Below are 23186 nucleotides of genomic sequence, written 5' to 3'. Positions count from 1 at the left end.
GTCACCCCCGGACGACGAAGGGCAGAGATGACCACCACCCCGGCCGCCTCCTCCACTGATCCGCACGCCAACGACGCCGCCCCGTACGGCGGCGGCGACCCCTACGCCGACTACCGCGGCGGGGACTTCGCCTTCACCTCGCTCGTCGACCTCGCCGACCGCCGGTTCGGCGCCGGTGTGATCGCCGCGAACGACGAGTTCTTCGCCGAGCGCGAGAACCTGCTGAAGCCGGAGCCCGCGGTCTTCGACCCGCACCACTTCGGCCACAAGGGCAAGATCATGGACGGCTGGGAGACCCGGCGCCGCCGCGGCGCCGACGGTGACCACCCCTTCCCGACCGACGACGAGCACGACTGGGCGCTGATCCGCCTCGCCGTACCCGGCGTGATCCGCGGCATCATCGTCGACACCGCCCACTTCCGCGGCAACTACCCGCAGCAGGTCACCGTCGAGGCCACCTCCGTACCGGGCAGCCCGAGCCCGGAGGAACTGCTCGCCGACGACGTGAAGTGGGAGGAGATCGTCCCCCGTACGCCGGTACGCGGCCACGCCGCCAACGGCTTCGAGGTCACCGCCGAGCGCCGCTTCACCCACCTCCGCCTCAAGCAGCACCCCGACGGCGGCATCGCCCGCCTCCGGGTGCACGGCGAGGTCGTGGCCGACCCCGAGTGGCTGGAGCTGCTCGGCACCGTCGACCTGGCCTCCGTCCTGAACGGCGGCGCGGTCGAGGACGCCTCGGACCGCTTCTACTCCTCGCCCACCCAGATCATCCAGCCCGACCTCTCCCGCAAGATGGACGACGGCTGGGAGAACCGCCGCCGCCGGGTCAAGGGCACCAACGACTGGGTCCGCTTCCGCCTCGCCGCGCAGGGCGAGATCCGCGCGGTCGAGATCGACACGGCGTACCTCAAGGGCAACTCGGCCGGCTGGGCGGCGCTGTACGGCTGCGATGCCGCTGCCGCGGACCCGGCTGACGAGTCCTCGTGGTTCGAGGTTCTGCCGAAGACCAAGCTGCAGCCGGACACGCCGCACCGCTTCGTCCTGCCGCAGACGGTCACCGCGACCCACCTCCGCCTGGACGTCTTCCCCGACGGCGGACTTGCCCGCATGCGCGTGCACGGTGAGCTGACCGAAGCCGGCCGCGCCGAACTGCGCCGCCGCTTCGACGAGGTGAACGGCTGACGCCGTTCCGCATGACTCGTCCGGCGGACGGCAGCGCACGATCGCGCCGACGCCGGACGGCACCACGAAGGGGCCCCTCCGCACCCGGCCGCCCCGCCGCGTGGCTTGCTCGCGCCCACGCGGCGGAGCCGCATGTCGACACTTCCCCGCGCCCCTGAGGGGGCGCGGGGAACTGCGCGCTCAGCGCCGACGGTGCCGCAGCCGGGCACGGCGGGGACGGGCCCCGCTATGCCGGCTCAGGCCGCGGCCGCGGCATCGGCCGCCTGGGCCTTCAGGGCGCGCTCCACGCCGGCCCGGTTCTCCGTGACCAGGCGGCGCAGGGCCGCGCTCGGCTCCGCCGAGGCCAGCCAGGCGTCCGTCGCGTCCAGCGTCTCCTGCGAGATCTGGAGCGAGGGGTAGAGCCCGACGGCGATCTGCTGCGCCATCTCGTGGCTGCGCCCTTCCCAGACGCTCTTCAGCGCGTCGAAGTACTGCGCGGTGTACGGGGCCAGCAGCTCGCGCTGGTCGGTCTGGACGAAGCCGCCGATGACGGCCTCCTGCACGGCGTTCGGCAGCTTGTCCGACGCCACCACCGACGCCCAGGCCTCGGCCTTGGCCTCCGCCGTCGGGCGGGCCGCGCGGGCGGTCGCGGCGTACCGCTCACCCGCCGACGTCCGGTCCCGGTCCAGCTCCGCCGCGATGGCCTTCTCGTCCGCGCGGCCGGTGGCGGCCAGCCGCTGCAGCAGCGCCCAGCGCAGCTCGGTGTCGACGGCGAGGCCGGTGATCTCCTCGGTGCCGTCCAGGAGGTTCTGCAGGAGGTCCAGCTGCGCGTCCGTACGGGCCGCGGCGGCGAACGCGCGGGCCCACGCGAGCTGGTGGTCGCTGCCGGACTCGGCGGCCCGCAGCTGCTTGAGGCAGGCGTCGGTCCACTTCGCGAGGCCGGTCTCGCGCCAGTCCGGCGCGGCGTACAGCTCCAGTGCCAGCTTGACCTGCCGCTGCAGCGACTGGACCACGCCGATGTCGGACTCCTTGCCGATGTTGGCGAGCACCAGCTCCAGGTAGTCGCGGGTCGCCAGCTCGCCGTCGCGGGTCATGTCCCAGGCCGAGGCCCAGCACAGTGCGCGCGGCAGCGACTCGGAGAAGTCGCCGAGGTGCGCGGTGACGGTCTTCAGGGACTCCTCGTCCAGGCGCACCTTGGCGTAGGAGAGGTCGTCCTCGTTGAGCAGGATGACCGCCGGGCGCGGGGTGCCCGCCGGGAACGGCACCTCGGTGCGCTCGCCGTCCACGTCCAGCTCGATGCGGTCGGAGCGGACCAGCTTGCCGTCCTTGAGGTCGTAGCAGCCGACCGCGATGCGGTGCGGGCGCAGCACCGGCTCGCCGGTGGCGCCCTCGGGCAGCGCCGGGGCCTCCTGGCGGATGGCGAGAGGAGGTGACGTTGCCCGCCGCGTCCGTCTCGATCTCCGGGCGGAGGACGTTGATGCCGGCCGTCTGCAGCCACTTCTTCGACCAGGTCTTCAGGTCCCGGCCCGAGGTCTCCTCCAGCGCGCCCAGCAGGTCGGAGAGCCGGGTGTTGCCGTACGCGTGGCGCTTGAAGTACGCCTGCACGCCGCGGAAGAACTCGTCCATGCCGACGTACGCGACGAGCTGCTTCAGCACGCTCGCGCCCTTGGCGTACGTGATGCCGTCGAAGTTGACGAGGACGTCGTCCAGGTCACGGATCTCCGCCATGATCGGGTGCGTCGACGGCAGCTGGTCCTGCCGGTACGCCCACGTCTTCATGGAGTTCGCGAACGTGGTCCACGAGTGCGGCCACTTGCTGCCCGGCGCGTACGCCTGGCAGGCGATGGACGTGTACGTCGCGAACGACTCGTTCAGCCACAGGTCGTTCCACCACTCCATGGTCACGAGGTCGCCGAACCACATGTGGGCCAGCTCGTGCAGGATGGTCTCGGCCCGCACCTCGTACGCCGCGTCGGTCACCTTGGAGCGGAAGACGTACTGGTCGCGGATGGTCACCGCGCCGGCGTTCTCCATCGCGCCGGCGTTGAACTCCGGCACGAAGAGCTGGTCGTACTTGGCGAACGGGTACGCGTAGTCGAACTTCTCCTGGAACCAGTCGAAGCCCTGCCGGGTGACCGCGAAGATCTCCTCGGCGTCCAGGTACTCGGCGAGCGACGGCCGGCAGTAGATGCCCAGCGGCACCCGCCGCCCGTCCTTCTCGTAACTGCTGTGCACGGAGTGGTACGGGCCCACGATCAGCGCGGTGATGTAGCTGGAGATCCGCGGCGTGGGCTCGAAGGACCAGACGTTGTCCTTGGGCTCCGGCGTCGGGGAGTTGGACACCACGGTCCAGCCCTCGGGCGCCTTCACGGTGAACTGGAAGGTGGCCTTGAGGTCCGGCTGCTCGAACGACGCGAACACCCGCCGCGCGTCCGGCACCTCGAACTGGGTGTAGAGGTAGGCCTGCTGGTCCACCGGGTCGACGAAGCGGTGCAGGCCCTCGCCCGTGTTGGTGTACGCGCAGTCCGCCACGACCTTCAGCTCGTTGCGCCCGGCCGGCAGGCCCGCCAGCGCGATCCGCGAGTCCTGGAACACCGCGGCGGCGTCGAGCGCCGCGCCGTTCAGCACCACCTCGTGCACGGCCGGCGCCACCAGATCGATGAACGAATCCGCCCCGTCCTCGGCCACGTCGAAACGCACCGTGGTCACGGACCGGAAAACGCCCCCCTCCTGCGCGCCGCTCAGATCCAGATCGATCTCGTACGCGTCGACGGTCAGCAGGCGCGCCCGCTCCTGCGCCTCTTCGCGGGTCAGATTCGTGCCAGGCACGCGGTCATCTCCTTCGCATCGGACGTTTCGCCCATCCTTCCACGCCGCACCCCTTCGGCGGCGAGTGGTATTCCGGGTAGTAAGGATCTTCCTACCCGGGTAGGATCGAGGGCATGAAGATCAGTGTGAGCCTTCCGCAGGAAGACGTGGCCTTCGTCGACGAGTACGTCTCCCGGACGGAGGCGGAATCGCGGTCCGCGGTGATACACGCTGCCATCGAATGTCTCCGGGCGGCCGATCTGGAGGCCGAGTACACAGAGGCGTTCGAGGAGTGGGACGCGAGCGAGGACGCCGCGCTGTGGGACCGGACTGCCGCGGACGGACTCTCCGATGCGTCGCGGTGACATCTACCTGGTCGATTTCGAACCGGTCAGAGGCAGCGAGGTCAACAAGGCCCGCCCGGCGGTGATCGTGTCCAACAACGCGGCCAACGCGTCGGTGGAGCGCAACGGCCGGGGCGTGGTCACGGTGGTGCCCCTGACGTCGAACACCGCCCGAGTGCTCGCCTTCCAGGTGTTCCTGCCGGCCGGTGACTCCCGGCTCGCGAAGGACTCCAAGGCGCAGTGCGAGCAGGTGCGCGCCGTCGCACCGGAACGGCTGCGGCAGCGGATCGGCTCTGTGCCGCAACCGAGGATGGCCGAGGTCGACGCGGCCCTGCGGCGGCATCTGGCGCTCTGACGGGGGCCGCGAGCGTCGTGTCCGATTGCCGCCGGAAGTCCGGTCGGCGGCCGGTCAGGCTGGAGCCATGACCAGATACACACCGCGTCCCATCGACGCCACCGCGCTGAAGGAACTGCGTACCGCCGACGACGCCGGGCGGCCCGTGCGGCCGTTCACCGCGGGCGACGACAGCGCCCCCGTCGACTGCGTCGGCAGCCCGCTGCGCTGCTGTCTGCGGCCGGCCCGGGCCGGTGAGCGGGTCGCGCTCGTCTCCTACGCGCCGCTGCGGCGGTGGGCCGCCGCGACGGGGGCCGAACCGGAGGCCTATGACGAGGTGGGGCCGGTGTTCGTGCACGCCGAGGAGTGCGGCGGGCCGGACCCGCACGCCCCGGGCTACCCGTTCACCCGTACCGGGGCACTGCGCGTCCTGCGGCGGTACACGGCGGCCGGGCACATCGCCGGCGGGCGCCTGCTGGAGCTGCCCGAGGACGCCGACGCCGCGCTCGACGCCGCGCTGGACGAGGCGTTCGCCGATCCCGGGACCGCGCTGGTGCACGTACGCGCGGTGGAGTACGGCTGCCTCCACTTCGAGGTGCGCAGGCCGTGAGGCCGTGAGGAAAGGGGCGGGGCCCGTACGGATCATGTCCGTACGGGCCCCGCGGGTGTCTTTCGGTGGCGTCACCCCCAGGAGGCGTCAGCCCTTGAGCTCGGCCGCGACCAGCTCCGCGATCTGGACGGCGTTGAGGGCCGCGCCCTTGCGGAGGTTGTCGTTGGAGACGAACAGCGCCAGGCCGTTGTCGACCGTCTCGTCCTTGCGGATGCGGCCCACGTAGGAGGGGTCCTGGCCGGCGGCCTGGAGGGGGGTCGGCACGTCGGACAGCTCCACGCCCGGGGCCTCGGCCAGCAGCTCGGCCGCCCGCTCGGGGCTGATCGGGCGCTCGAAGCGCGCGTTGACCTGGAGGGAGTGGCCGGAGAAGACCGGGACGCGCACGCAGGTGCCGGAGACCTTCAGCTCGGGGATCCCCAGGATCTTGCGGCTCTCGTTGCGGAGCTTCTGCTCCTCGTCGGTCTCGTTGAGGCCGTCGTCGACGACGGAGCCGGCCATCGGGAGGACGTTGAAGGCGATGGGGCGGACGTACTTGTTCGGCTCGGGGAAGTCGACCGACGCGCCGTCGTGCGTCAGCTTGGTCGCGTCCTGCTCGATGGCCTTGCGGGTCTGCTCGTCCAGCTCCTCGACGCCGGCCAGACCGGAGCCCGACACCGCCTGGTACGTGGCGACGATCAGCGCGGTCAGCCCCGCCTCGGCGTGCAGCGGGCGCAGCACCGGCATCGCGGCCATCGTCGTGCAGTTCGGGTTGGCGATGATGCCCTTGGGGCGCTCGGCGATCGCGTGCGGGTTCACCTCGGACACCACGAGGGGGACCTCGGGGTCGCGGCGGAACGCGGAGGAGTTGTCGATCACGACCGGACCGGCCGCCGCGACCTTGGGCGCCAGCTCCTTGGCGGTCGCGCCGCCCGCGGAGAAGAGGACGATGTCCAGGCCCGAGTAGTCGGCCGTCGCCGCGTCCTCGACCGTGATCTCGGTGTCCTGCCACGGGAGCGTACGACCGGCGGAACGGGCCGAGGCGAACAGCCGCAGCTGCTCCACGGGGAAGTTCCGCTCGGCGAGAATCCCTCGCATCACACCGCCGACCTGGCCGGTGGCTCCGACGATTCCGATCCTCATGGCACTCCTTCTAGGGAACTGGCGACGATTTCCGAAAGGAAACCCTGCTCAGAAGTCCCTCCATCATGCGTGTGACCCCCGTCGCCTTGTCCAATCCGTTTCATGGAGTGGAGCGAGGCACGAAGTTTGCCCCACGGGCAAGTGACTACTGAGTCGCGGCTGACCTCCCATAATCTCTCAGTCGAAGGACAGTGCGAAGGTCACGACGAGGTGCCGGCACGAAAGACCGTAGATACCGGTACCGAACGGGGCGTACATGCCCCCTGAAAGGCTCCTGTGACCGCCCCTGCTCCCACCGTCGAAGCCCCGGAGGCCGCCGCCCCCGACGCCGTCCGCACCGTCCGCGCCGGGCGCGCCCTGCGCTCCGCCGCCCCGCCGCGCCCCCGGCCGCTCGTCCTGCTGGCCGCGACGGCCGCGATCGCCCTGGCGCTGCTCCTGCTGGCCGGGACCGGCGCCGTCATCGAGCACCCCGTGCTCATCCCGCCGCTCGCGGCCAGTGCGGCCCTGATCGCGGGTGCCCCGGCGCTGCCGCTCGCGCAGCCGCGCAGCGTCATCGGCGGCCACCTGCTGGCGGCCTGCGCCGGCTTCCTCGTGGTGGCCGTCGCGGGGCCCGGTGTCTGGAGTGCGGTGGCGGCCGGCGCGCTGGCCTTCGGGGCGACGTCCCTGGCCCGTACGCCGCACTCGCCCGGCGTCGCCACGGCGGTGATCGTCGGCTTCCAGGGGCCCGATCCGTTGCCCTTCCTCGGCCTGCTGGCCGCGGCCACCATGATCCTGACCACCGTGGGCTGCTGCCTGCACCGCCTGGGGGCCCGGAAGTACCCGGCGTACTGGTGGTGACGCGCACGCCGCCGGTACCCGCGTACGGGCGGTGCAGCGACACCTCGCGTCCGCCCGTGCGCGGGGCGTTACCCCGTGAGGTGAACACCACATGACGTGCGGCCGCCCGGTCCGCGAGCGCTCCGTGGCGGGCGGGCCACGCGCGGACCCGGGCGAGATCCCTGTGCAGAGATCGGCGGCCGACGTTGTGGTCATGTTCACGCACAGTCCACCCCCGGTGCGAAACATCCCCGGTGAGGGGGCGGCCGGCCCGCCCCGACACCACCGCGTCCGCACTCGGGGAGTTCGCGCATGTCCCGCATCCGGTCCGCCGCCGCCACCCTCGACCGCCGTACCTTCCTCGCCGCCACCGGAGTGGCCGGCGCCGCCGCCGGGGCCGGACTCACCCTCGGACTGAGCGGCAGGCAGGCCACCGCCGTGCCGGCCCAGGCCGGGCCACCGCCGTTCGCGCCGGAGCCGGTCGCCGCGCCCGCCGTGCCGCCCGTACCCTTCCGCCGCGGCACCACCCTCGACTCCGTCGCCACCCCGCGCGGCACCACCGGCTACCGGCGCCTCGGCGACGGCCCCGCCTGGTCCCGCGTCGTCCGTACCGAGCTGGCGGCGGCCCGCTCCGGGCGGGACGAGCGGCGCACCACGCTCGCCTCCTTCGTCCAGTTCACCGATCTGCACCTGGTCGACGTGCAGAGCCCGCTGCGGTACGAGTACCTGCGCGCGCAGACCGCGAGCGCCTGGCGGCCCCAGGAGGCGCTGTCGGTGGCCGGTCTCGTCTCGCTCATCGAGCGGGTCAACGCGCTCAAGGGCGGTCCCGCCACCGGCTCGCCGCTCGCCTTCGCGATGACCACCGGCGACAACACCGACAACAACTCCAAGATCGAACTGGAGTGGTTCCTCGGCGCGATGAGCGGCGGCCGCATCGTCCCCAACACCGGCGACCCCGGGCACTACGAAGGCGTCCAGGACAGCGGCCTGAAGCTGTACTGGCAGCCGGGCAGCGACCTGCGCGACGCCGACAAGCAGCTCGGCTTCCCGCGGCTGCCCGGCTTCCTGGACGCCGCGATCCGCACCGTGCACAGCCCCGGGCTGGACATCCCCTGGTACACCACGGTCGGCAACCACGACCAGCTGCCCGGCGGCTGCTACGCACCGGGCGACTCGTACTGGACGGAGATCGCGACCGGCGGCCGGAAGCTGGAGACGCTGCCGCCGGACGAGGCCGCGCGGGTCTGGAAGGCCGTGAAGAAGGGCCTGGACCCCAAGGGCGCCGACTTCAAGGCGCTGCTGAAGGAGAACCGCCGGCACACCCGGCAGGTGACGCCGGACCCCCGGCGGGCGCCCTTCACCCGCGCCGAGTACGTCCGCGCCCACCTCGACCCCGCCTACACCGGCAAGGGCCCGCACGGCCACGGCTTCACCGAGGCCAACGTCCACGACGACCAGCTGTACTACAGCTTCCCGGTGTCCGACGACGTGATCGGCATCAGCCTGGACACCACCGACCCCGGCGGCCACTACACCGGCTCGGTCGGCACCGGTCAGCTGCGCTGGCTGGAGCGGCAGCTGAAGGAGCACAAGGACTCCTACGTCCTGATCTTCAGCCACCACACCAGCAAGACCATGGACAACACCCGCCCGGACCCGGCCCGTCCGGACGAGGGGCGGCACGGCGGCGACGAACTCGTCCGGCTGCTCTCCGGGCACCGCAACGTTCTGGCCTGGATCAACGGCCACAGCCACAAGAACGACATCACCGCGCACGACGGCTTCTGGGAGGTCTCCACCGCCTCCCACATCGACTTTCCGCAGCTCGCGCGGGTGATCGAGGTGGTGGACAACCACGACGGCACGGTCTCGCTCTTCACCACTCTCGTGGAGTCGGCGGCGCCGCACCGCACGGACTTCGAGGACCTCTCGCAGACCGGCCTGGCCTCGCTCTACCGCGAGCTGTCCGCCAATCAGCCGCAGGGCCGTACGGACCTGGCGGGCGAGCCGGGCGACCGCAACACCGAACTCCTGCTGAAACGTGGCTGATTGACGCTCAACCCCGGCCCGCCCGGCAACTCCGGGCCGGGCCGCGCGGTCCCTTCCCCCGACCGCAGTCAGCAGCAGGCGCCACGCGCGCCGCAGCGAGGGGGAACGACGATGAGAGCACGGAGCACACTGGCGGGGGCCCTGGCCGCCGCGCTCGCAGGAACGGTACTGCTCACCGCGCCCGCGGCCACCGCCGCCGGTCCGGCGAACGACGGCCACGCGCGCACCAGGGCCGCCATGGAGGCCCAGGTCGCCAAGGGCGTGCCCGGCATGATCGGCCAGGTCACCGAGGGGCGCCGGGTCTGGAAGGCCACCGTCGGCGTCGGCAATCTCGACACCGGCGCACCGCGCGGCACCGGCGACGCCTTCCGCGTCGGCAGCATCACCAAGACCTTCGTGGCCACGGTCCTGCTCCAGCTGGAGGCGGAGGGCCGGCTCGACCTGGACGACACGGTCGAGGAGTGGCTGCCGGGCGTCGTCCGGGGGCACGGCCACGACGGCCGCCGCGTCACCCTGCGGCAGCTGCTCAACCACACCAGCGGCATCCGCGAGATCTTCGAGGAGAAGGAGTTCCGCGACAAGGTGACCGGGCCGGGCTTCCTGAAGCACCGTTACGACACCTGGACGCCCCGGCAGCTCGTACGCCTGGCCATGAACGGCAAACCCACCTTCGAGCCGGGTACGTCCTGGAGCTACTCCAACACCAACTACGTGCTCGCCGGAATGGTCATCGAGAAGGCCACCGGCCGGCCGTACGGAAAGGAGGTCGAGCGCCGCATCCTGAAGCCGCTCCGGCTGAACCGCACCGTCGTGCCCGGCACGGCCCCCGGGATGCCCGGGCCGCACGGCATCGCGTACTCCAAGCTGCTGGTGGAGAAGCCGGGGCCGGAGGTGTACGACGCGACGGAGCTCAATCCGTCGCTCGCCGGTGCGGCCGGCGAGATGATCTCCACGGCCGGGGACCTCAACCGCTTCTACGCGGCGGTACTGCGCGGCAAGCTCTTCCCGCAGCGGCAGTTGAAGGAGATGCTCACCACGGTCCCGGTCGGCAAGGAAGCGCCGCAGATCCGGTACGGGCTGGGCCTGATGACCCAGGAACTGTCCTGCGGGGTCCGGCTGTACGGCCACGGCGGCGGCATCCACGGCTCGTCCTCCGAGGCGGTCAGCACCCGCGACGGCCGGCACACCGCGGCGTTCAACTCCAACGCGGACTGGACCGGCGACAGCGGTTCCGTGGTCGAGGCGGAGTTCTGCGACTGACCTCGCGCCCGCGGGGGCGGGCCCCGGTGGCCCGCCCCTTTCGCGTCGCGCCGAGAGACACAGGCGCTTACTTCGGCAGCACCGCCACGTACGCGCTCGGCTCCCGGTCGGCCGCCGCCATCAGCGCCGTCCGCACCACCGTCGCCTGCTGCTCGGGTGCCTCCCGCAGCTTCTTCGGCGTCACCTGCACGACCGTGATGCCCAGCCGCTCCAGCCGCTCACGGGTGCGGGTGTGCTCCGGCCACAGCGTCTGGTCCGCGTACTTCGGGGACCGCGCGTCGATCGTCAGTGCCACCGCCTGCACCGGCCAGAAGGCGTCCACCCCGCCGAGGTACGGGCCGCCCGGCAGCCGCAGGTCCACGTTCCACACCGGGTCCGGCAACCGGTGGTCCTTGACCAGCGCGTACAGCATTCCCTCGGCGAGCGCCCGGCCCTCCGCCAGCAGCCCGTCCACCGCGTCCATCACCTGCGGCTTGCCCAGCAGCCGGGCCCGGCTCAGCTCCCGCACCACCACGGTCGGGTCACAGTGCCCGCCGCGCACCGCTTCACTCAGCAGCCGCCGGATGGCCGTCGGCCCGCCGACCGCCTCCAGCGCGGTCATCTCGCTCTCCCCGAACCCGGACCGGGTGGACTGCGGGCCGGTCAGCCGGGCCACCGCGTCGGCCAGCGCTCTGGGCACCGGGGCGACCGGCAGGCCGGTGACCTCCACCGCGGGCGGCGGCGTCTGGGCCCGTACGACCTGCGCGAAGCCCGTCGAGCGCAGCCGCCGGGAGCGTGGCACCAGCACCTCGATGCGGTCCAGGGAGAGCAGTGGGGGCGCGGAGGAGAAGCGGTGCAGGGCGAGCGCCGCCAGCCCGGTGATCATCGCCTCCGGCTCATGGCGGTCGGCGCCGCCCTGAGGGGGGACGGCGGGCTCCCCGTCCGGGTCCGTGGACGCGGCGGGGGTGCGCCGGGCCGCGTAGAGCAGGACGGCGTGCAGCCGCTCCTCACTGGTGGGCGGGCCCGGGTGCAGCAGGTGGACCCCCGGCAGGATCTGCTGCCAGGGGCCCCCGGGCCGGCACCGCTCGGCGAGGTCGGACGGCGCGATGCCGTGCTCGCGCAGCTGCCGGGCGGTCAGGACGCGGTGCCGTACGTCGGAGAGGTGGTGGAGCGGGCGGGGAGAGAGCGGGGTGTTGTGGTTCATGCCCCCGCCATTCCCTCGCCCGAGCCGCCGCCTAACCGCTGTTACCGATCCGTCGACGTTTACGCACAACCGCGTCCTAAAGTACGAGCGTTCGACGGCCGATAAGTGCTGGTCCTACCCAGGGTTACGGCCTGTCGCCGACCTTTGCGTCACAAGCCTGTGCCCGCAGCGCCCGCGCGAGGTCGTCCCGCGACTCCGACACCAGGCGGCGCAGCGCGGGCGGCGCGTCCGGGTGCGCGATGAGCCAGGCGTCGGCCGCGTCCAGCGTCTCCGGGCTGCTCTGCAGCGAGGGGAAGAGGCCCCGGACGACGGCCATCCCGATCTCGATGGACCGCTCCTGCCAGACCTTCTGCAGGGCGTCGAAGTACTTCGGCGCGTACGGCGCGAGCAGCTCGCGCTGGCCCGGCTGGTCGAAGCCCGAGATCGTGGCCTCCACCAGGGCGTTGGAGAGCGTGTCGGACTCCACGACGTCCGCCCAGGCACGTGCCTTGACTCCGGCGGAGGGCCGGGCGGCCAGGCAGCGGACGTGGTGCCGCTTGCCGGACGCGGTGTCGTCCCGGGCCAGTTCGGCGTCGATCACCCGCTCGTCGGCGACGCCGTGCGCGGCCAGCGGCTCCAGGAACGCCCAGCGCACCTCCTGGTCGACGTCCAGTCCGTCGACCTTCGCGGTGCCTTCCAGCAACCCGTTCAGCAGCTGAAAGTCGGCCTCGGTGGAGGCGACGGAGGCGAAGAACCGGGCCCAGGTGAGCTGGTGGCCGCTGCCGGGCTCGGCGAGCCGCAGCTCACGCAGGGCGCCCTGGGCCAGCTGCTGCGCACCGGTCTTCCGCCAGTCGGGTGCGGCGTAGTGGTGCAGCGCGGTGCGGGCCTGGGCGTGCAGGGTCTGCAGCACCCCGATGTCGGACTCCCGCCCGGCGAACCGCAGCACGATGTCGAGGTAGTCGCGGGCCGGCATCAGCCCGTCCCGGGTCAGGCCCCACAGCGCGGACCAGCACAGGGCGCGCGCCATCGGGTCGGTGATCTCGCCGAGGTGGCCGCGCAGGGTGGCCAGCGACCGCTCGTCGAAGCGGATCTTGCAGTACGTCAGGTCGTCGTCGTTGACCAGGATCAGATCGGGGCGCTCGGCCCCGGCCAGCTCCTCGACCACCGTGCGCTGCCCGGAGACGTCCAGCTCGGCACGGGCGTACCGGACCAGCGCGCCGTCCGCGTCGGCGCGGCGGTACAGGCCGACCGCGACCCGGTGCGGCCGCAGCTCGGGCCGGGCGGGGGAGGCCTCCTGGAGGACGGACAGCTCGGTGATGCGGTCCTGCGCGTCGTAGGTGACCTGCGGGGTGAGCGCGTTGACGCCGGCCGTCTGCAGCCAGGAGCGGGACCAGGCCGCCAGGTCGCGGCCCGAGGTCTCCTCCAGCGCGGTCAGCAGGTCGGCCAGGGTGGTGTTGCCGTACGCGTGGCGCTTGAAGTAGCGCCGCGCCCCGTCCAGGAAGGCGTCCCGGCCCACGTACGCCACCAGCTGCTTGAGCACCGAAGCGCCCTTGGCGTAGGTGATCCCGTCGAAGTTGAGCTTGGCGTCCTCCAGGTCGTGGATGTCCGCGGTGATGGGGTGCGTGGAGGGCAGCTGGTCGGCGCGGTACGCCCAGGCCTTGCGGCCGTTGGCGAAGGTGATCCAGCCGTCCTTGAAGCGGGTGGCCTCGGCCAGCGACAGCGCGCCCATGAAGTCCGCGAAGGACTCCTTGAGCCACAGGTCGTCCCACCACTCCATGGTGACCAGGTCGCCGAACCACATGTGGGCCATCTCGTGCAGGATGACGTTGGCCCGCCGCTCGTACGACGCCTGCGTGACCTTGCCGCGGAAGATGAACTCCTCGCGGAAGGTGACGCAGCCCGGGTTCTCCATGGCGCCGATGTTGTACTCGGGCACGAACGCCTGGTCGTACTTGCCGAAGGGGTACGGGTAGTCGAAGTGGTCGTGGAAGAAGTCCAGGCCCTGCTTGGTGACGGTGAAGACGTCGTCCGCGTCGAAGTGCCGGGCCAGCCCCTTGCGGCAGAGCGCGCCGAGCGGGACCTCCAGCTCGGTGCCGTCCTCGAACGTACGGCGGTAGGTGTCGGAGACGTAGTGGTACGGGCCCGCGACCACGGCGGTGATGTACGTGGAGAGGGGCTGCGTACGGGCGAAGCGGTGCACGGCTCCTTCGGCGGGGCCTTCCTCGACGCCGTTGCTGAGCACGACCCAGCCCTCGGGCGCGGTCACCTCGAAGGTGAAGGGGGCCTTGAGGTCGGGCTGTTCGAAGTTCGCGAAGACCCGGCGGGCGTCGGCCGGCTCGTACTGCGTGTAGAGGTAGACCTCGCCGTCCTCGGGGTCGACGAAGCGGTGCAGGCCCTCGCCGGTCCGGCTGTAGGCGCACTGCGCGTCCACGACGAGGACGTTCTCCGCCGCCAGGTCGGGCAGGGCGATCCGGGTGCCGTCGAAGACGGCCGCGGGGTCCAGCTCGCGGCCGTTCAGGGTCACCCGGGTGACCTCGGGCGCGATCAGGTCGGCGAAGGTGTCGGCGCCCGGCTGGGAGGAGCGGAAGCGGATGGTGGTGACGGAGCGGAAGGTGCGGGCCGCCTCACCCTCGGCCACGGCTGACCGCAGGTCCAGCGCCACCTCGTACCCGTCGACGGCCAGCAGCCGGGCCCGCTCGCGGGCCTCGTCTCGGGACAGATTCTCACCGGGCACGGCGTGACTCCTTCGTCTTCGCGTTCTGCTTCGTGGCGATCTCTTCGTCTCGCATATCGAACACTGGGAATCATGGCACGGTGCGCGGGGGTTGAACCGGCCGGTGACCCTGCCTTCCGAATGCCATAGGAGAGACCGTGTCCGACACCGGCAAGACCCCGGCAGACTTCTGGTTCGACCCGCTGTGCCCCTGGGCATGGCTGACCTCCCGCTGGATGCTCGAAGTGGAGAAGGTCCGGCCGGTGGAGGTCCGCTGGCACGTGATGAGCCTGGCCGTGCTGAACGAGGACAAGCTCGACGAGCTGCCCGAGGCGTACCAGGAGATGATGCGGACCGAGGCGTGGGCGCCGGTACGGGTCTGCATCGCGGCCGAGGAGAAGTACGGCAGCGAGGTCCTCGCCCCGCTCTACACCGCGCTCGGCACCCGTTTCCACAACCAGGGCGCGCCGCGCACCCGCGAGACGATCCTCGCGGCGCTGGCGGACGCGGGCCTGCCCGCCGAGCTGGCGGACGCGGCCGACACCGACGCGTACGACGAGCGGCTGCGCGCCTCGCACAAGGAGGGCATCGACCTGGTCGGCCAGGAGGTCGGCACGCCGGTCATCGCGGTGCCCGGCCCCGGGAGCAGCGTGAGCGAAGCGAACTCTTCCGGGGGCGGAGGCCGGGCGACGGGTGGGCAGATCGCCTTCTTCGGCCCCGTGGTCACCCCGTCCCCCAAGGGCGAGGAGGCCGCCAAGCTCTGGGACGGCACCCTGATGGTCGCGTCCATCCCGGGCTTCTACGAGATCAAGCGCACCCGCACGGCGGCCCCCAGCTTCGACTGAGCGCCTAGGGGCGCGGGGAACTGCGCGAACAACCACGACGGTGCCGCACCCGGCGGCGCAGGGACCCGCCCCGTACGGGAGCCGCCCCCGCGAGTCACGTCCTCGCGGGGGCGGTTCCTTTATCCGCCTGCCGGGTGAAAGGTGAGAAGACGATCACGAGGCAGGACGTGCGGGGGAGCTACCGCCTCACGGGGCGAGCAGCAGGTTGTGCGCGCGCTCCTTAGCGGCCGCGTAGCGCTTGGCGACGTCCTGCCAGTTGACGACCTGCCACATGGCCTCGATGAAGTCGACCTTCTGGTTCTTGTACTGGAGGTAGAAGGCGTGCTCCCAGGCGTCGAAGACCAGGATCGGGACCGAGCCCTGGCCGACGTTGCCCTGGTGGTCGTAGACCTGCTCGACGATGAGCCGGCCGGTGACCGGCTCGTAGGCGAGCACGCCCCAGCCGGAGCCCTGTGTCGTCGCCGACGCCTTGGTCAGCTGGGCCTTGAACTTGGCGAAGTTGCCGAAGCTCTCCGCGATCGCGTCGGCCAGCTCGCCCACGCCGTCCACGGCCAGCGGCTCGCCGCCGCCGTCCTTCGGGCCGGTCATGTTCTGCCAGTAGATGCTGTGCAGGATGTGGCCGGAGAGGTGGAAGGCCAGGTTCTTCTCCAGGCCGTTGATCGAGCCCCACTGGTCCTTGTCGCGGGCCTCGGCCAGCTGCTCCAGGGTGTCGTTGGCGCCCTTCACGTAGGCGGCGTGGTGCTTGTCGTGGTGCAGCTCGATGATCTCGGGGCTGATGACGGGCGCCAGCGCCGAGTAGTCGTAGGGGAGTTCCGGAAGTGTGTACGTCGCCATGTGCGCCGAGCCTCCAAGCTGCTCAAAAGCAGTAGTTGCAAGTTAGTTGCAAGAGCAGGCTAACAGCAGGTGAGTGCGCTTACCGGGTAAGGGGGCGGGGCCTGGGCCGAAAGACGGAGGCGGGGCGGGACTCCCGTAGGAGTCCCGCCCCGCCTCAGAGGACAGTCGCGGCCGCGCGCTCAGTCGCGGGCGCGCATCTGCTGCCGTACGAGCCCGATCGCGGCCAGCACCAGCCCGAAGCCGCCCGTGAAGTACAGCTGGATGCGCTGCGCCTCGTCGCGCAGCATCAGCAGCAGCACCGCCGCGATGCCGGCCAGCGCCACCCAGGTCAGGAACGGGAACGCCCACATCCGCACGACCAGCCGCTCCGGCGCCTCCCGCTCCAGCGTGCGGCGCATCTTCAGCTGGGCCGCCGCGATGAAGCCCCAGACCACGAGGATCGCCGCGCCGACCATGTTCAGCAGCCACTGGAAGACGGTGTCCGGCCACACGATGCTGAGCACCACGGTGAAGAAGCCGAAGGCCGAGCAGAGCAGCACCGCCAGGCGCGGCACGCCGCCGCTCACCTTGCTCAGGAACCGCGGGCCCTGGCCGCGCGCCGTGAGCGAGTACGCCATCCGGGACGAGCCGTAGATGTTGGCGTTCATCGCCGAGAGCAGGGCGACCAGGATGACCACGTTCATGATCTGGCCGGCCGCGGGGATCTTCAGGTAGTCGAGGACCGCGACGTACGGGCCGGCCTTGGCGATCTCCGGCGCGCTCCACGGGATGACCGTGACGATGATCGCCATCGAGCCGACGTAGAAGAGGGCGATGCGCCACATCGCGGTGCGCACCGCGCGGGCGACGCCGCGCACCGGGTCCTTGGACTCGGCGGCCGCGATGGTCACCGTCTCCAGACCGCCGTACGCGAAGACCGAGGCGAGCAGGCCGACCATCAGGCCGTCCACGCCCTTGGGCAGGAAGCCGCCGTCGCCGGTGAGGTGCGAGGCGCCGGGCGCGTCCGTGCCGGGCAGCAGGCCGAAGATGGCGAGCAGGCCGAGGACCAGGAAGATGCCGATCGCGGCGACCTTGAGGGCGGCGAACCAGAACTCGAACTCACCGAAGTTGCCGACCGCTGCGAGGTTGGTGCCGCAGAAGATCACCATGAAGAGCAGGACCCACATCCACGGCTCCGTGCCGGGGAACCAGCTCACCATGATGTCGGCCGCGCCCAGCGCCTCGGCGGCGACGGCCACGCACAGCAGGGCGGTGAACATCCAGCCGGCGGTGAAGCCGGCCCAGGGGCCGATCGACCGCTCGGCGTGCACGGAGAAGGAGCCGGAGGCCGGGTTGGCCGCGGACATCTCGCCCAGCATGCGCATGATCAGCATGACCAGGCAGCCGGATATGGCGTATGCGATGACGATGGAGGGGCCGGCGGCCGCGATGCCGGCGCCGGAACCGACGAAGAGCCCGGCGCCGATCACGCCGCCCAGGGCGATCATCGAGAGATGGCGCTGCTTGAGCCCGTTGGACAGCGAGGTGCCGCCGTCCGGTCCGGCGCCCGCGGCCTGGTCGGCCGGCTCGCGCTCGGGCGCGGTGGACGAAGGTGTCCGATTCATGGTCGTACCTGTCCCAATATGTGAGAGCGGAGCTGAGGCGGATCCATATGAGCCCGCTCAGTTTGGGTGGGGCGTCCGCTCAGGACAACAGTCGTGCACTGGATGTTCGATATTCAGACTTAATCGTGACCCACCGCACCCAAGGCGTGATCGACAGCGACAGAGGGTGACCGGCGTCTCACCCGCGGGCGCCGGTCACGACACCTTCCGGCGCCGGTCCCGTACCTCCCGCGCACCCGCGATCAGCAGGACCAGCACGGTCGCCCCGGCCGACCACAGCAGCTGCGGACGGGCCGTCGCATCGGTCAGCATCAGCACGATCACGGCCGCCATACCGGCCAGCGCCACCCAGGTCAGCCACGGGAAGCCCAACATACGGAGCGTGAGCTTCTCCGGCGCCTCACGTTCGAGCCGGCGGCGCAGCCGCAGCTGGGAGACGGCGATCAGGCCCCAGACGAAGAGCAGTACCGCGCCGACGGCGTTGAGCAGATACAGGAAGACCGAATCCGGCCACTTGAGATTCAGCAGGACCGAGACGAAGCCGAAGGCGACCGAGGCCAGTACGGCCCGCCGCGGCACCCCGCCGCCCGAGACCTTCAGCAGCCCGCGCGGCGCCTCACCCCGCTCGGCCAGCGAGAACACCATCCGCGACGATCCGTAGAGATTGGCGTTCAGCGCGGACAGCAGCGCCACGAAGACCACCACGTTCATGATCTGGCCGGCGCCCGGCACCCCCAGCCGGTCCAGCACCGCCACGTACGGGCTCTTGCCCGGCTCGATCGAGGACCAGGGCAGCAGGGCGACGATGACCAGCATCGACCCGACGTAGAAGAAGAGGATCCGCCAGACCGCGCTGCGCACCGCCCGGCCCACCGCACGCGCCGGGTCGTCGGACTCGGCCGCCGCGATCGTCACGACCTCCAGGCCGCCGAACGCGAACACCACGGCCAGGACTCCCGAGACCACCCCGGACCAGCCGTTGGGCAGGAAGCCGCCGTCGCCGGTGAGGTGCGCCAGGCCCACCGGATTCCCGTCGTACCCGCCGGAGGCCGGCAGCACCCCGAAGATCGCCAGCAGCCCCAGGACGAGGAAGAGCACGATGGCGCCGACCTTGAGCGTGGCGAACCAGAACTCGAACTCACCGAAGTTGCGGACGGCGGCGAGGTTGGCGCCCGTGAAGAAGAGCATGAAGATCAGCACCCAGCCCCACTGCGGGACCGCCGGCACCCAGCCGTTGGCGATCTGCGCCGCGCCGGTCGCCTCGACGGCCAGCACGACCACGAGCATGAACCAGTACAGCCAGCCCACGCTGAACCCCGCCCAGCGGCCCAGCGCCCGCTCCGCGTGCACCGAGAACGCGCCCGAGGCGGGCATCGCCGAGGACATCTCGCCCAGCATCCGCATGATCAGCATCGCCAGCGCGCCCGCGATGAGATACGACAGTGCGATGCCGGGACCCGCCACCTTGATGCCGGCCCCGGACCCCACGAACAGGCCGGCGCCGATCACGCCCCCCAGGCCCAGCATCGTCAGGTGGCGCTGCTTCAGTCCGCCGGACAGGGGTTCGCCGCTGTCCGCGCCACCGGTCGGGCCGGTGCCGGAAGCGGTCGGTGCGTCGTGCATGCGCTTGTACTTCTCACGGGAGACATTGGGGAGACTCCACAGTGTCTCCGGCCGGGCCGCACTAGCACAAAATGCCCGCCCGATCGGCCGAGTAACCGTGATGAGCATCACGTGACCTGGAGAAACGGCCAATCCGCCGGTCGTGGGCCGGACGTGGAAGAAGTGCGGAAGCCACCAAGTGCGTTGTGACGCGTTTGTCGCTGCCGCACGATGATCAGCTGACCGCCACTGGACTAAGTTCAATGCGTCCCTGTCGTATCCCACCCAGCGGAGTACCGATGAGCATTGCCGCCGCCTCCATCCGCCCGGGCGCCGTCCTCGCCGACCTGCTGCCCGCCGTCACCGCCCCGCGCGCCCGCGTCCGCGACGCCGCGCTGGTCCTCGGCGGCGCCGCGCTCACCGGCGTCGCCGCCCAGATCGCCGTCCCGGTCCCCGGCTCCCCGGTGCCCGTGACCGGCCAGACCTTCGCCGCGCTGCTCGTCGGCGCCTCGCTCGGGGCCGGCCGCGGCTTCCTCTCGATCGCGCTGTACGCCGTGGCCGGCGTGCTCGGCGTGCCGTGGTTCGCGGGCGCGCAGTCCGGTGCGGGCGGCGCCTCCTTCGGCTACGTGCTCGGCATGCTGCTGGCCGTGGCCGCCGTCGGCGCGCTGGCCCGGCGCGGCGGCGACCGCGGGGTGCTGCGCACCGCCGGCACGATGCTGGCCGGCGAGGCCCTGATCTACGCGGTCGGCGTGCCGTTCCTGGCGCTGTCCACCGGCATGTCGCTGGGCGAGGCCGTCGCGGCCGGCCTGGTGCCGTTCCTGATCGGCGACGCCCTCAAGGCCGTACTGGCCATGGGCGCGCTGCCGGCGGCCTGGAAGCTGGCGGGCCGGCGCGGCTGACGCCGTTCGCCGGTACGCGGCGGGCCCCGCATCCCCATCGGGGGTGCGGGGCCGTGTCGTTCCCGGGGTGCTGCGCGCAGCTCGCAGCGCCCCGGGGGCAGCGTTCGGTGGTCAGTGGTCAGTGGTCAGTGGTTCGGCGGTCGGTGGTCAGCGGCCGGCCCGGCGGGAGGTGAGCCACATCCCGGCGCCGCCTGCCGTCAGCAGCGCCGCGGCGATGCCGGCCAGCGGCAGCACCGGAGCGCCGGTCTCGGGCAGCTGCTTCTCCGGAGGCTCGGCCGGCTCCTTCTCCCGGCCCTGCTCCGGCTCCTTCTCCGGTGGCTTCGCGGGCGGTGACGGGCTGGCGGGTGAGTCGGTGGGCACGTTCGCGGTGCCGAGGAGCAACGGGGTGTCGGGTGCGTCCGGAGTCGGCTTCGTGGTGCCGAAATCGACCGGGCCCTGCTGCCACAGCAGCGTCTTGGTGTTCCCCAGCAGCACCGGCAGACAGATTTTCCCTCGCTTCTTCAGATCAAATGTCGCACTGACGTCATAAGTGCGGCTCTTACCCGCGTCCAATCGGTCGATGGCACACGAGAAAGCGCTGTTCGACCCTTCCGGGCGTTTGTCCGCCGCTACGGGTGAACATCCTTTGACGCCCGTGATCTCCATGCCGCCGAATCCGACGACCAGCAGGTTCATGGCCCCCGTGGCCTTGCCGGCCTTGTTGGTGACGCCGGCGGTCAACGAGGTCTTGCCGGACTCGTTGTCCACCATGATCCGTTGCGGGAGCTCGGTGGTCACCTGATACCCGGCCGGCGCGCTGGGCCCTGGCGAGCCGCCCCGGCCGCTGCCCGGCGCCGGCTCGTCGGCGAAGGCCGAGGCGCCGAACGGCACCAGCAGTGTCCCCGAGAGCACGGCGATCGCGGCCGCTCTCCTTCCCCGGCGAATGCTGCGCATTTCCTGTCCCCCCTATCTACAGCGCCTTTCGAAGGTATTTGATGGGTACCACAAGATTCCGCAGGCCCTGTGGGGGGCGGGCATGGTGGGGAATTCGGACAGCGTGCGTCGGGAGCGGTTCGCGGCCGGCCGTTACCGGCTTTTGGAATTGATCGGTCGTGGTGGAATGGGGCGGGTCTGGCGCGCTCGTGATGAAATGCTGGACCGGTGGGTCGCGGTCAAGGAGATCCGGATCGACGAGCTCGCGGGGGAGAGCGGCCGCATCCAGCGCGAGCGCAGCCTCCGGGAGGCCCGCGCCACGGCCCGCATCGACCACCCCCACGTCGTCCGCGTCTACGACGTGGCCGAGGAGGACGACCGGCTGTGGATCGTGATGCAGCTCGTCCAGGCCCCCTCCCTGGAACACGTGCTCTCCGAAGGGCGGCTGCTCGACCCCACGGAGACGGCACGCGTCGGCCGCAGCCTGGCCGCCGCGCTCCGCGAGGTGCACGCGGTGGGCGTCCTGCACCGCGACATCAAACCGGGCAACGTACTGATCGACGCGCGGGGCGGGGTGGTGCTCACCGACTTCGGCATCGCCGCGATCGAGGACGCCACCGCGCTCACCGTGGCCGGGGTGCTCGTCGGCTCGCCCGACTACATGGCCCCCGAACGCGTCGAGGGGCAGGAACAGGGGCCGCCGTCCGACCTCTGGTCGCTCGGCGCCACGCTGTGTGCCGCGCTCGCCGGGCAGTCACCGTTCAGCCGCGCCTCGACCCTGGCCACGCTGCACGCGGTCCTGTACGAGGAGCCGGAGATCCCCGCGGCCGCCGGCCCGCTCACCGGCATCCTGACGGCGCTCCTGCGCAAGGACCCGCAGGAGCGCCCCACGATCGAGGAGGTGGACGCGGCGCTCACCCCGTACGCCGCCCCGACACCGGACCACCCGTCGGCGCGCACGCCGGTGGACCGCACCCCGACGGTGGCGGACCCGGGCCCGGAACCGCCCGCCCCCACGGACCGACAGCCCCCGAAGGACACACCGACCGCCACGGTGCGCCCCCGCCCGCCCGCCGCCCCGAAGCCCCCACCCGAGGCCCCTGCGCGGGACACACCGGGTGCGCCCCTACCGGACGCGCCACTGCCGGGGGCCGTCGTTCCGGTCGGCCCCGCGCCGGACGCGTCACTGCCGGAGGCCGTCGCACCGGAGCCGTTCGTGCCGGGGGCCGTCGCTCCGGTCGGGCCCGCGCCGGACGCGCCGCTGCCGTGGGCCGTCGTACCGGAGCCGTCCGTCTCGGACGCGCCGCTGCCGGAGGGCGTCGCACCGGGGGCGTCCGTGCCGGATGCGTCGCCGCCGGGGGCCGTCGCTCCGGTCGGGCCTGCCCCGGACGGGCCGGTCTCGGAGGCGCCGCTGCCGGAGGCCGCCGTACCGGTCGGGCCCGCTCCTGACGGGCCGGTCCCGGACGCGCCGCTGCCGGAGGGCGTCGCACCGGAGCCGTCCGTGCCGGATGCGTCGCCGCCGGGGGCCGTCGCTCCGGTCGGGCCTGCCCCGGTCGGGCCGGTCTCGGAGGCGCCGCTGCCGGAGGCCGCCGTACCGGTCGCGCCCGCTCCGGACGGGCCGACCCCGGACGGGCCGACCCCGGACGCGCCGGTCCGGGACGCTCCCGTGCCGGACGGGCCTCTGCCGGAGACCACGGCCCCGGTCGGGCCCGCCCCGGACGCACCGGTGCCGGGCGCCCCCGCACCGGGCGCCCCCGCACCGGGCGCCCCCCGTACCGGACGCACCGGGCCCGCACGCGCCTGCCGCGAGCACCCGGGGCCCCGACATGCCGGAACTGGACGCGGCGGTCGCAGAAGCCTCGGGCCCGTACGCGGTGCCCGTCGACGCATCAAGCACAGACGTGTCCGCACCCGCCGTCTCCGGGCCGGAGGCCCCCGCACCCGCCGTGCCGGCCTCCGCGCCGGGCGAGGGGACCGTGTCGCCCGGGAACGCCGCGGCGCGCGGAGTTCCCGGGCCCGACGGTGCCGCGTCGTCCCGGGGGCTCGGTGCCGGTGTCGCCGTTCTTGACGGCGGGGGTGGCGGGGCGGGTGTGCGAGGGGGGCGGCGGAAGCGG

At 72.1% G+C, this 23186-nt stretch carries 17 protein-coding genes and 1 pseudogene; 10 read left to right on the top strand and 8 right to left on the bottom strand.

Going from position 1 to position 23186, the window contains the following annotated elements:
• Positions 1 to 27 precede the first annotated feature (27 nt).
• Entirely contained in the window at positions 28 to 1182 is a 1155-nt protein-coding gene (gene alc, locus AAC944_RS13675) for an allantoicase (RefSeq protein ID WP_030614900.1), read from the top strand.
• A gap of 236 nt (positions 1183 to 1418) precedes the next feature.
• Here the strand turns inward: alc and pepN (AAC944_RS13670) are convergent.
• Positions 1419 to 3990: pseudogene (gene pepN, locus AAC944_RS13670) on the bottom strand (aminopeptidase N).
• Positions 3991 to 4103: 113 nt separating this feature from the next.
• On the opposite strand from pepN (AAC944_RS13670), the gene AAC944_RS13665 reads away from it, so the two are divergent.
• The 3 genes from AAC944_RS13665 (at position 4104) to AAC944_RS13655 (ending at position 5257) form a co-directional block, all read left to right on the top strand.
• Positions 4104 to 4334 (top strand): ribbon-helix-helix domain-containing protein, encoded by a 231-nt coding sequence (locus AAC944_RS13665; RefSeq protein WP_030614895.1) that lies wholly within the window; start codon positions 4104 to 4106, stop codon positions 4332 to 4334.
• Positions 4321 to 4668 carry a type II toxin-antitoxin system PemK/MazF family toxin gene (locus tag AAC944_RS13660; RefSeq protein WP_030614892.1) on the top strand — a complete coding sequence of 116 codons (348 nt, stop codon included), beginning with the start codon at positions 4321 to 4323 and terminating at the stop codon, positions 4666 to 4668. The genes AAC944_RS13665 and AAC944_RS13660 overlap by 14 nt, the downstream gene beginning before the upstream one ends.
• Positions 4669 to 4735: 67 nt before the next feature.
• On the top strand, positions 4736 to 5257 hold the full coding sequence (locus AAC944_RS13655) for a DUF1203 domain-containing protein (protein ID WP_030614889.1): 522 nt from the start codon (positions 4736 to 4738) through the stop codon (positions 5255 to 5257).
• Between the two features lie 87 nt (positions 5258 to 5344).
• Here the strand turns inward: AAC944_RS13655 and AAC944_RS13650 are convergent, their stop codons facing one another.
• Positions 5345 to 6376, bottom strand: a complete 1032-nt coding sequence (locus AAC944_RS13650; RefSeq protein WP_030614886.1) for an aspartate-semialdehyde dehydrogenase — start codon at positions 6374 to 6376, stop codon at positions 5345 to 5347.
• 276 nt (positions 6377 to 6652) lie between these two features.
• Here AAC944_RS13650 and AAC944_RS13645 point away from each other — a divergent pair, with 276 nt between their 5' ends.
• From AAC944_RS13645 to AAC944_RS13635, 3 genes are all read left to right on the top strand, one after another.
• Positions 6653 to 7213: an HPP family protein gene (locus AAC944_RS13645; protein ID WP_368397179.1), complete on the top strand. Its 561-nt coding sequence runs from the start codon at positions 6653 to 6655 to the stop codon at positions 7211 to 7213.
• Positions 7214 to 7504: 291 nt separating this feature from the next.
• Positions 7505 to 9241 carry a TIGR03767 family metallophosphoesterase gene (locus AAC944_RS13640; RefSeq protein WP_030614881.1) on the top strand — a complete coding sequence of 579 codons (1737 nt, stop codon included), beginning with the start codon at positions 7505 to 7507 and terminating at the stop codon, positions 9239 to 9241.
• A gap of 111 nt (positions 9242 to 9352) precedes the next feature.
• Positions 9353 to 10501 carry a serine hydrolase domain-containing protein gene (locus tag AAC944_RS13635; RefSeq protein ID WP_051871760.1) on the top strand — a complete coding sequence of 383 codons (1149 nt, stop codon included), beginning with the start codon at positions 9353 to 9355 and terminating at the stop codon, positions 10499 to 10501.
• Positions 10502 to 10568: 67 nt separating this feature from the next.
• Here AAC944_RS13635 and AAC944_RS13630 read toward each other — a convergent pair whose 3' ends face one another.
• Both AAC944_RS13630 and pepN (AAC944_RS13625) read right to left on the bottom strand, forming a co-directional pair.
• The gene (locus tag AAC944_RS13630; RefSeq protein ID WP_030614871.1) at positions 10569 to 11684 is read right to left on the bottom strand and encodes a hypothetical protein; all 1116 of its coding nucleotides are present in this window, start codon (positions 11682 to 11684) and stop codon (positions 10569 to 10571) included.
• Between the two features lie 124 nt (positions 11685 to 11808).
• On the bottom strand, positions 11809 to 14397 hold the full coding sequence (gene pepN / locus AAC944_RS13625) for an aminopeptidase N (protein ID WP_030614869.1): 2589 nt from the start codon (positions 14395 to 14397) through the stop codon (positions 11809 to 11811).
• Positions 14398 to 14522: 125 nt separating this feature from the next.
• On the opposite strand from pepN (AAC944_RS13625), the gene AAC944_RS13620 reads away from it, so the two are divergent.
• Positions 14523 to 15221 (top strand): mycothiol-dependent nitroreductase Rv2466c family protein, encoded by a 699-nt coding sequence (locus AAC944_RS13620; protein ID WP_438272826.1) that lies wholly within the window; start codon positions 14523 to 14525, stop codon positions 15219 to 15221.
• Between the two features lie 186 nt (positions 15222 to 15407).
• On the opposite strand, the gene AAC944_RS13615 is transcribed toward AAC944_RS13620, so the two are convergent.
• The 3 genes from AAC944_RS13615 to AAC944_RS13605 form a co-directional block, all read right to left on the bottom strand.
• Entirely contained in the window at positions 15408 to 16055 is a 648-nt protein-coding gene (locus tag AAC944_RS13615; protein WP_030614855.1) for a superoxide dismutase, read from the bottom strand.
• Between the two features lie 179 nt (positions 16056 to 16234).
• On the bottom strand, positions 16235 to 17659 hold the full coding sequence (locus AAC944_RS13610) for an amino acid permease (protein ID WP_030614852.1): 1425 nt from the start codon (positions 17657 to 17659) through the stop codon (positions 16235 to 16237).
• A gap of 195 nt (positions 17660 to 17854) precedes the next feature.
• Positions 17855 to 19282 (bottom strand): amino acid permease, encoded by a 1428-nt coding sequence (locus tag AAC944_RS13605; RefSeq protein WP_030614849.1) that lies wholly within the window; start codon positions 19280 to 19282, stop codon positions 17855 to 17857.
• Between the two features lie 278 nt (positions 19283 to 19560).
• Between AAC944_RS13605 and AAC944_RS13600 the strand changes: the two genes are divergently transcribed.
• Positions 19561 to 20160 carry a biotin transporter BioY gene (locus AAC944_RS13600; protein ID WP_030614846.1) on the top strand — a complete coding sequence of 200 codons (600 nt, stop codon included), beginning with the start codon at positions 19561 to 19563 and terminating at the stop codon, positions 20158 to 20160.
• Positions 20161 to 20307: 147 nt separating this feature from the next.
• Here the strand turns inward: AAC944_RS13600 and AAC944_RS13595 are convergent, their stop codons facing one another.
• The gene (locus AAC944_RS13595) at positions 20308 to 21093 is read right to left on the bottom strand and encodes a hypothetical protein (protein WP_030614843.1); all 786 of its coding nucleotides are present in this window, start codon (positions 21091 to 21093) and stop codon (positions 20308 to 20310) included.
• 82 nt (positions 21094 to 21175) lie between these two features.
• Here AAC944_RS13595 and AAC944_RS13590 point away from each other — a divergent pair, with 82 nt between their 5' ends.
• Positions 21176 to 23140: a serine/threonine-protein kinase gene (locus tag AAC944_RS13590; protein ID WP_368397178.1), complete on the top strand. Its 1965-nt coding sequence runs from the start codon at positions 21176 to 21178 to the stop codon at positions 23138 to 23140.
• The last annotated feature ends 46 nt before the right edge of the window (positions 23141 to 23186 follow it).

This window comes from Streptomyces sclerotialus, assembly GCF_040907265.1.
In the GTDB taxonomy this organism is placed as follows: Bacteria; Actinomycetota; Actinomycetes; order Streptomycetales; family Streptomycetaceae; genus Streptomyces; species Streptomyces sclerotialus.
This window is presented reverse-complemented; position numbering and strand designations above follow the sequence as displayed.

Excerpts from the sequence above, each read along its gene's own strand:
- alc (WP_030614900.1), top strand. The coding sequence starts at position 28 with ATGACCACCACCCCGGCCGCCTCCTCCACTGATCCGCACGCCAACGAC.
- AAC944_RS13595 (WP_030614843.1), bottom strand. The coding sequence starts at position 21,093 with ATGCGCAGCATTCGCCGGGGAAGGAGAGCGGCCGCGATCGCCGTGCTC.
- AAC944_RS13610 (WP_030614852.1), bottom strand. The coding sequence starts at position 17,659 with ATGAATCGGACACCTTCGTCCACCGCGCCCGAGCGCGAGCCGGCCGAC.
- AAC944_RS13605 (WP_030614849.1), bottom strand. The coding sequence starts at position 19,282 with ATGCACGACGCACCGACCGCTTCCGGCACCGGCCCGACCGGTGGCGCG.
- AAC944_RS13655 (WP_030614889.1), top strand. The coding sequence starts at position 4,736 with ATGACCAGATACACACCGCGTCCCATCGACGCCACCGCGCTGAAGGAA.
- AAC944_RS13660 (WP_030614892.1), top strand. The coding sequence starts at position 4,321 with ATGCGTCGCGGTGACATCTACCTGGTCGATTTCGAACCGGTCAGAGGC.
- AAC944_RS13630 (WP_030614871.1), bottom strand. The coding sequence starts at position 11,684 with ATGAACCACAACACCCCGCTCTCTCCCCGCCCGCTCCACCACCTCTCC.
- AAC944_RS13635 (WP_051871760.1), top strand. The coding sequence starts at position 9,353 with ATGAGAGCACGGAGCACACTGGCGGGGGCCCTGGCCGCCGCGCTCGCA.
- AAC944_RS13600 (WP_030614846.1), top strand. The coding sequence starts at position 19,561 with ATGAGCATTGCCGCCGCCTCCATCCGCCCGGGCGCCGTCCTCGCCGAC.
- AAC944_RS13640 (WP_030614881.1), top strand. The coding sequence starts at position 7,505 with ATGTCCCGCATCCGGTCCGCCGCCGCCACCCTCGACCGCCGTACCTTC.
- AAC944_RS13665 (WP_030614895.1), top strand. The coding sequence starts at position 4,104 with ATGAAGATCAGTGTGAGCCTTCCGCAGGAAGACGTGGCCTTCGTCGAC.
- AAC944_RS13615 (WP_030614855.1), bottom strand. The coding sequence starts at position 16,055 with ATGGCGACGTACACACTTCCGGAACTCCCCTACGACTACTCGGCGCTG.
- AAC944_RS13590 (WP_368397178.1), top strand. The coding sequence starts at position 21,176 with ATGGTGGGGAATTCGGACAGCGTGCGTCGGGAGCGGTTCGCGGCCGGC.
- AAC944_RS13650 (WP_030614886.1), bottom strand. The coding sequence starts at position 6,376 with ATGAGGATCGGAATCGTCGGAGCCACCGGCCAGGTCGGCGGTGTGATG.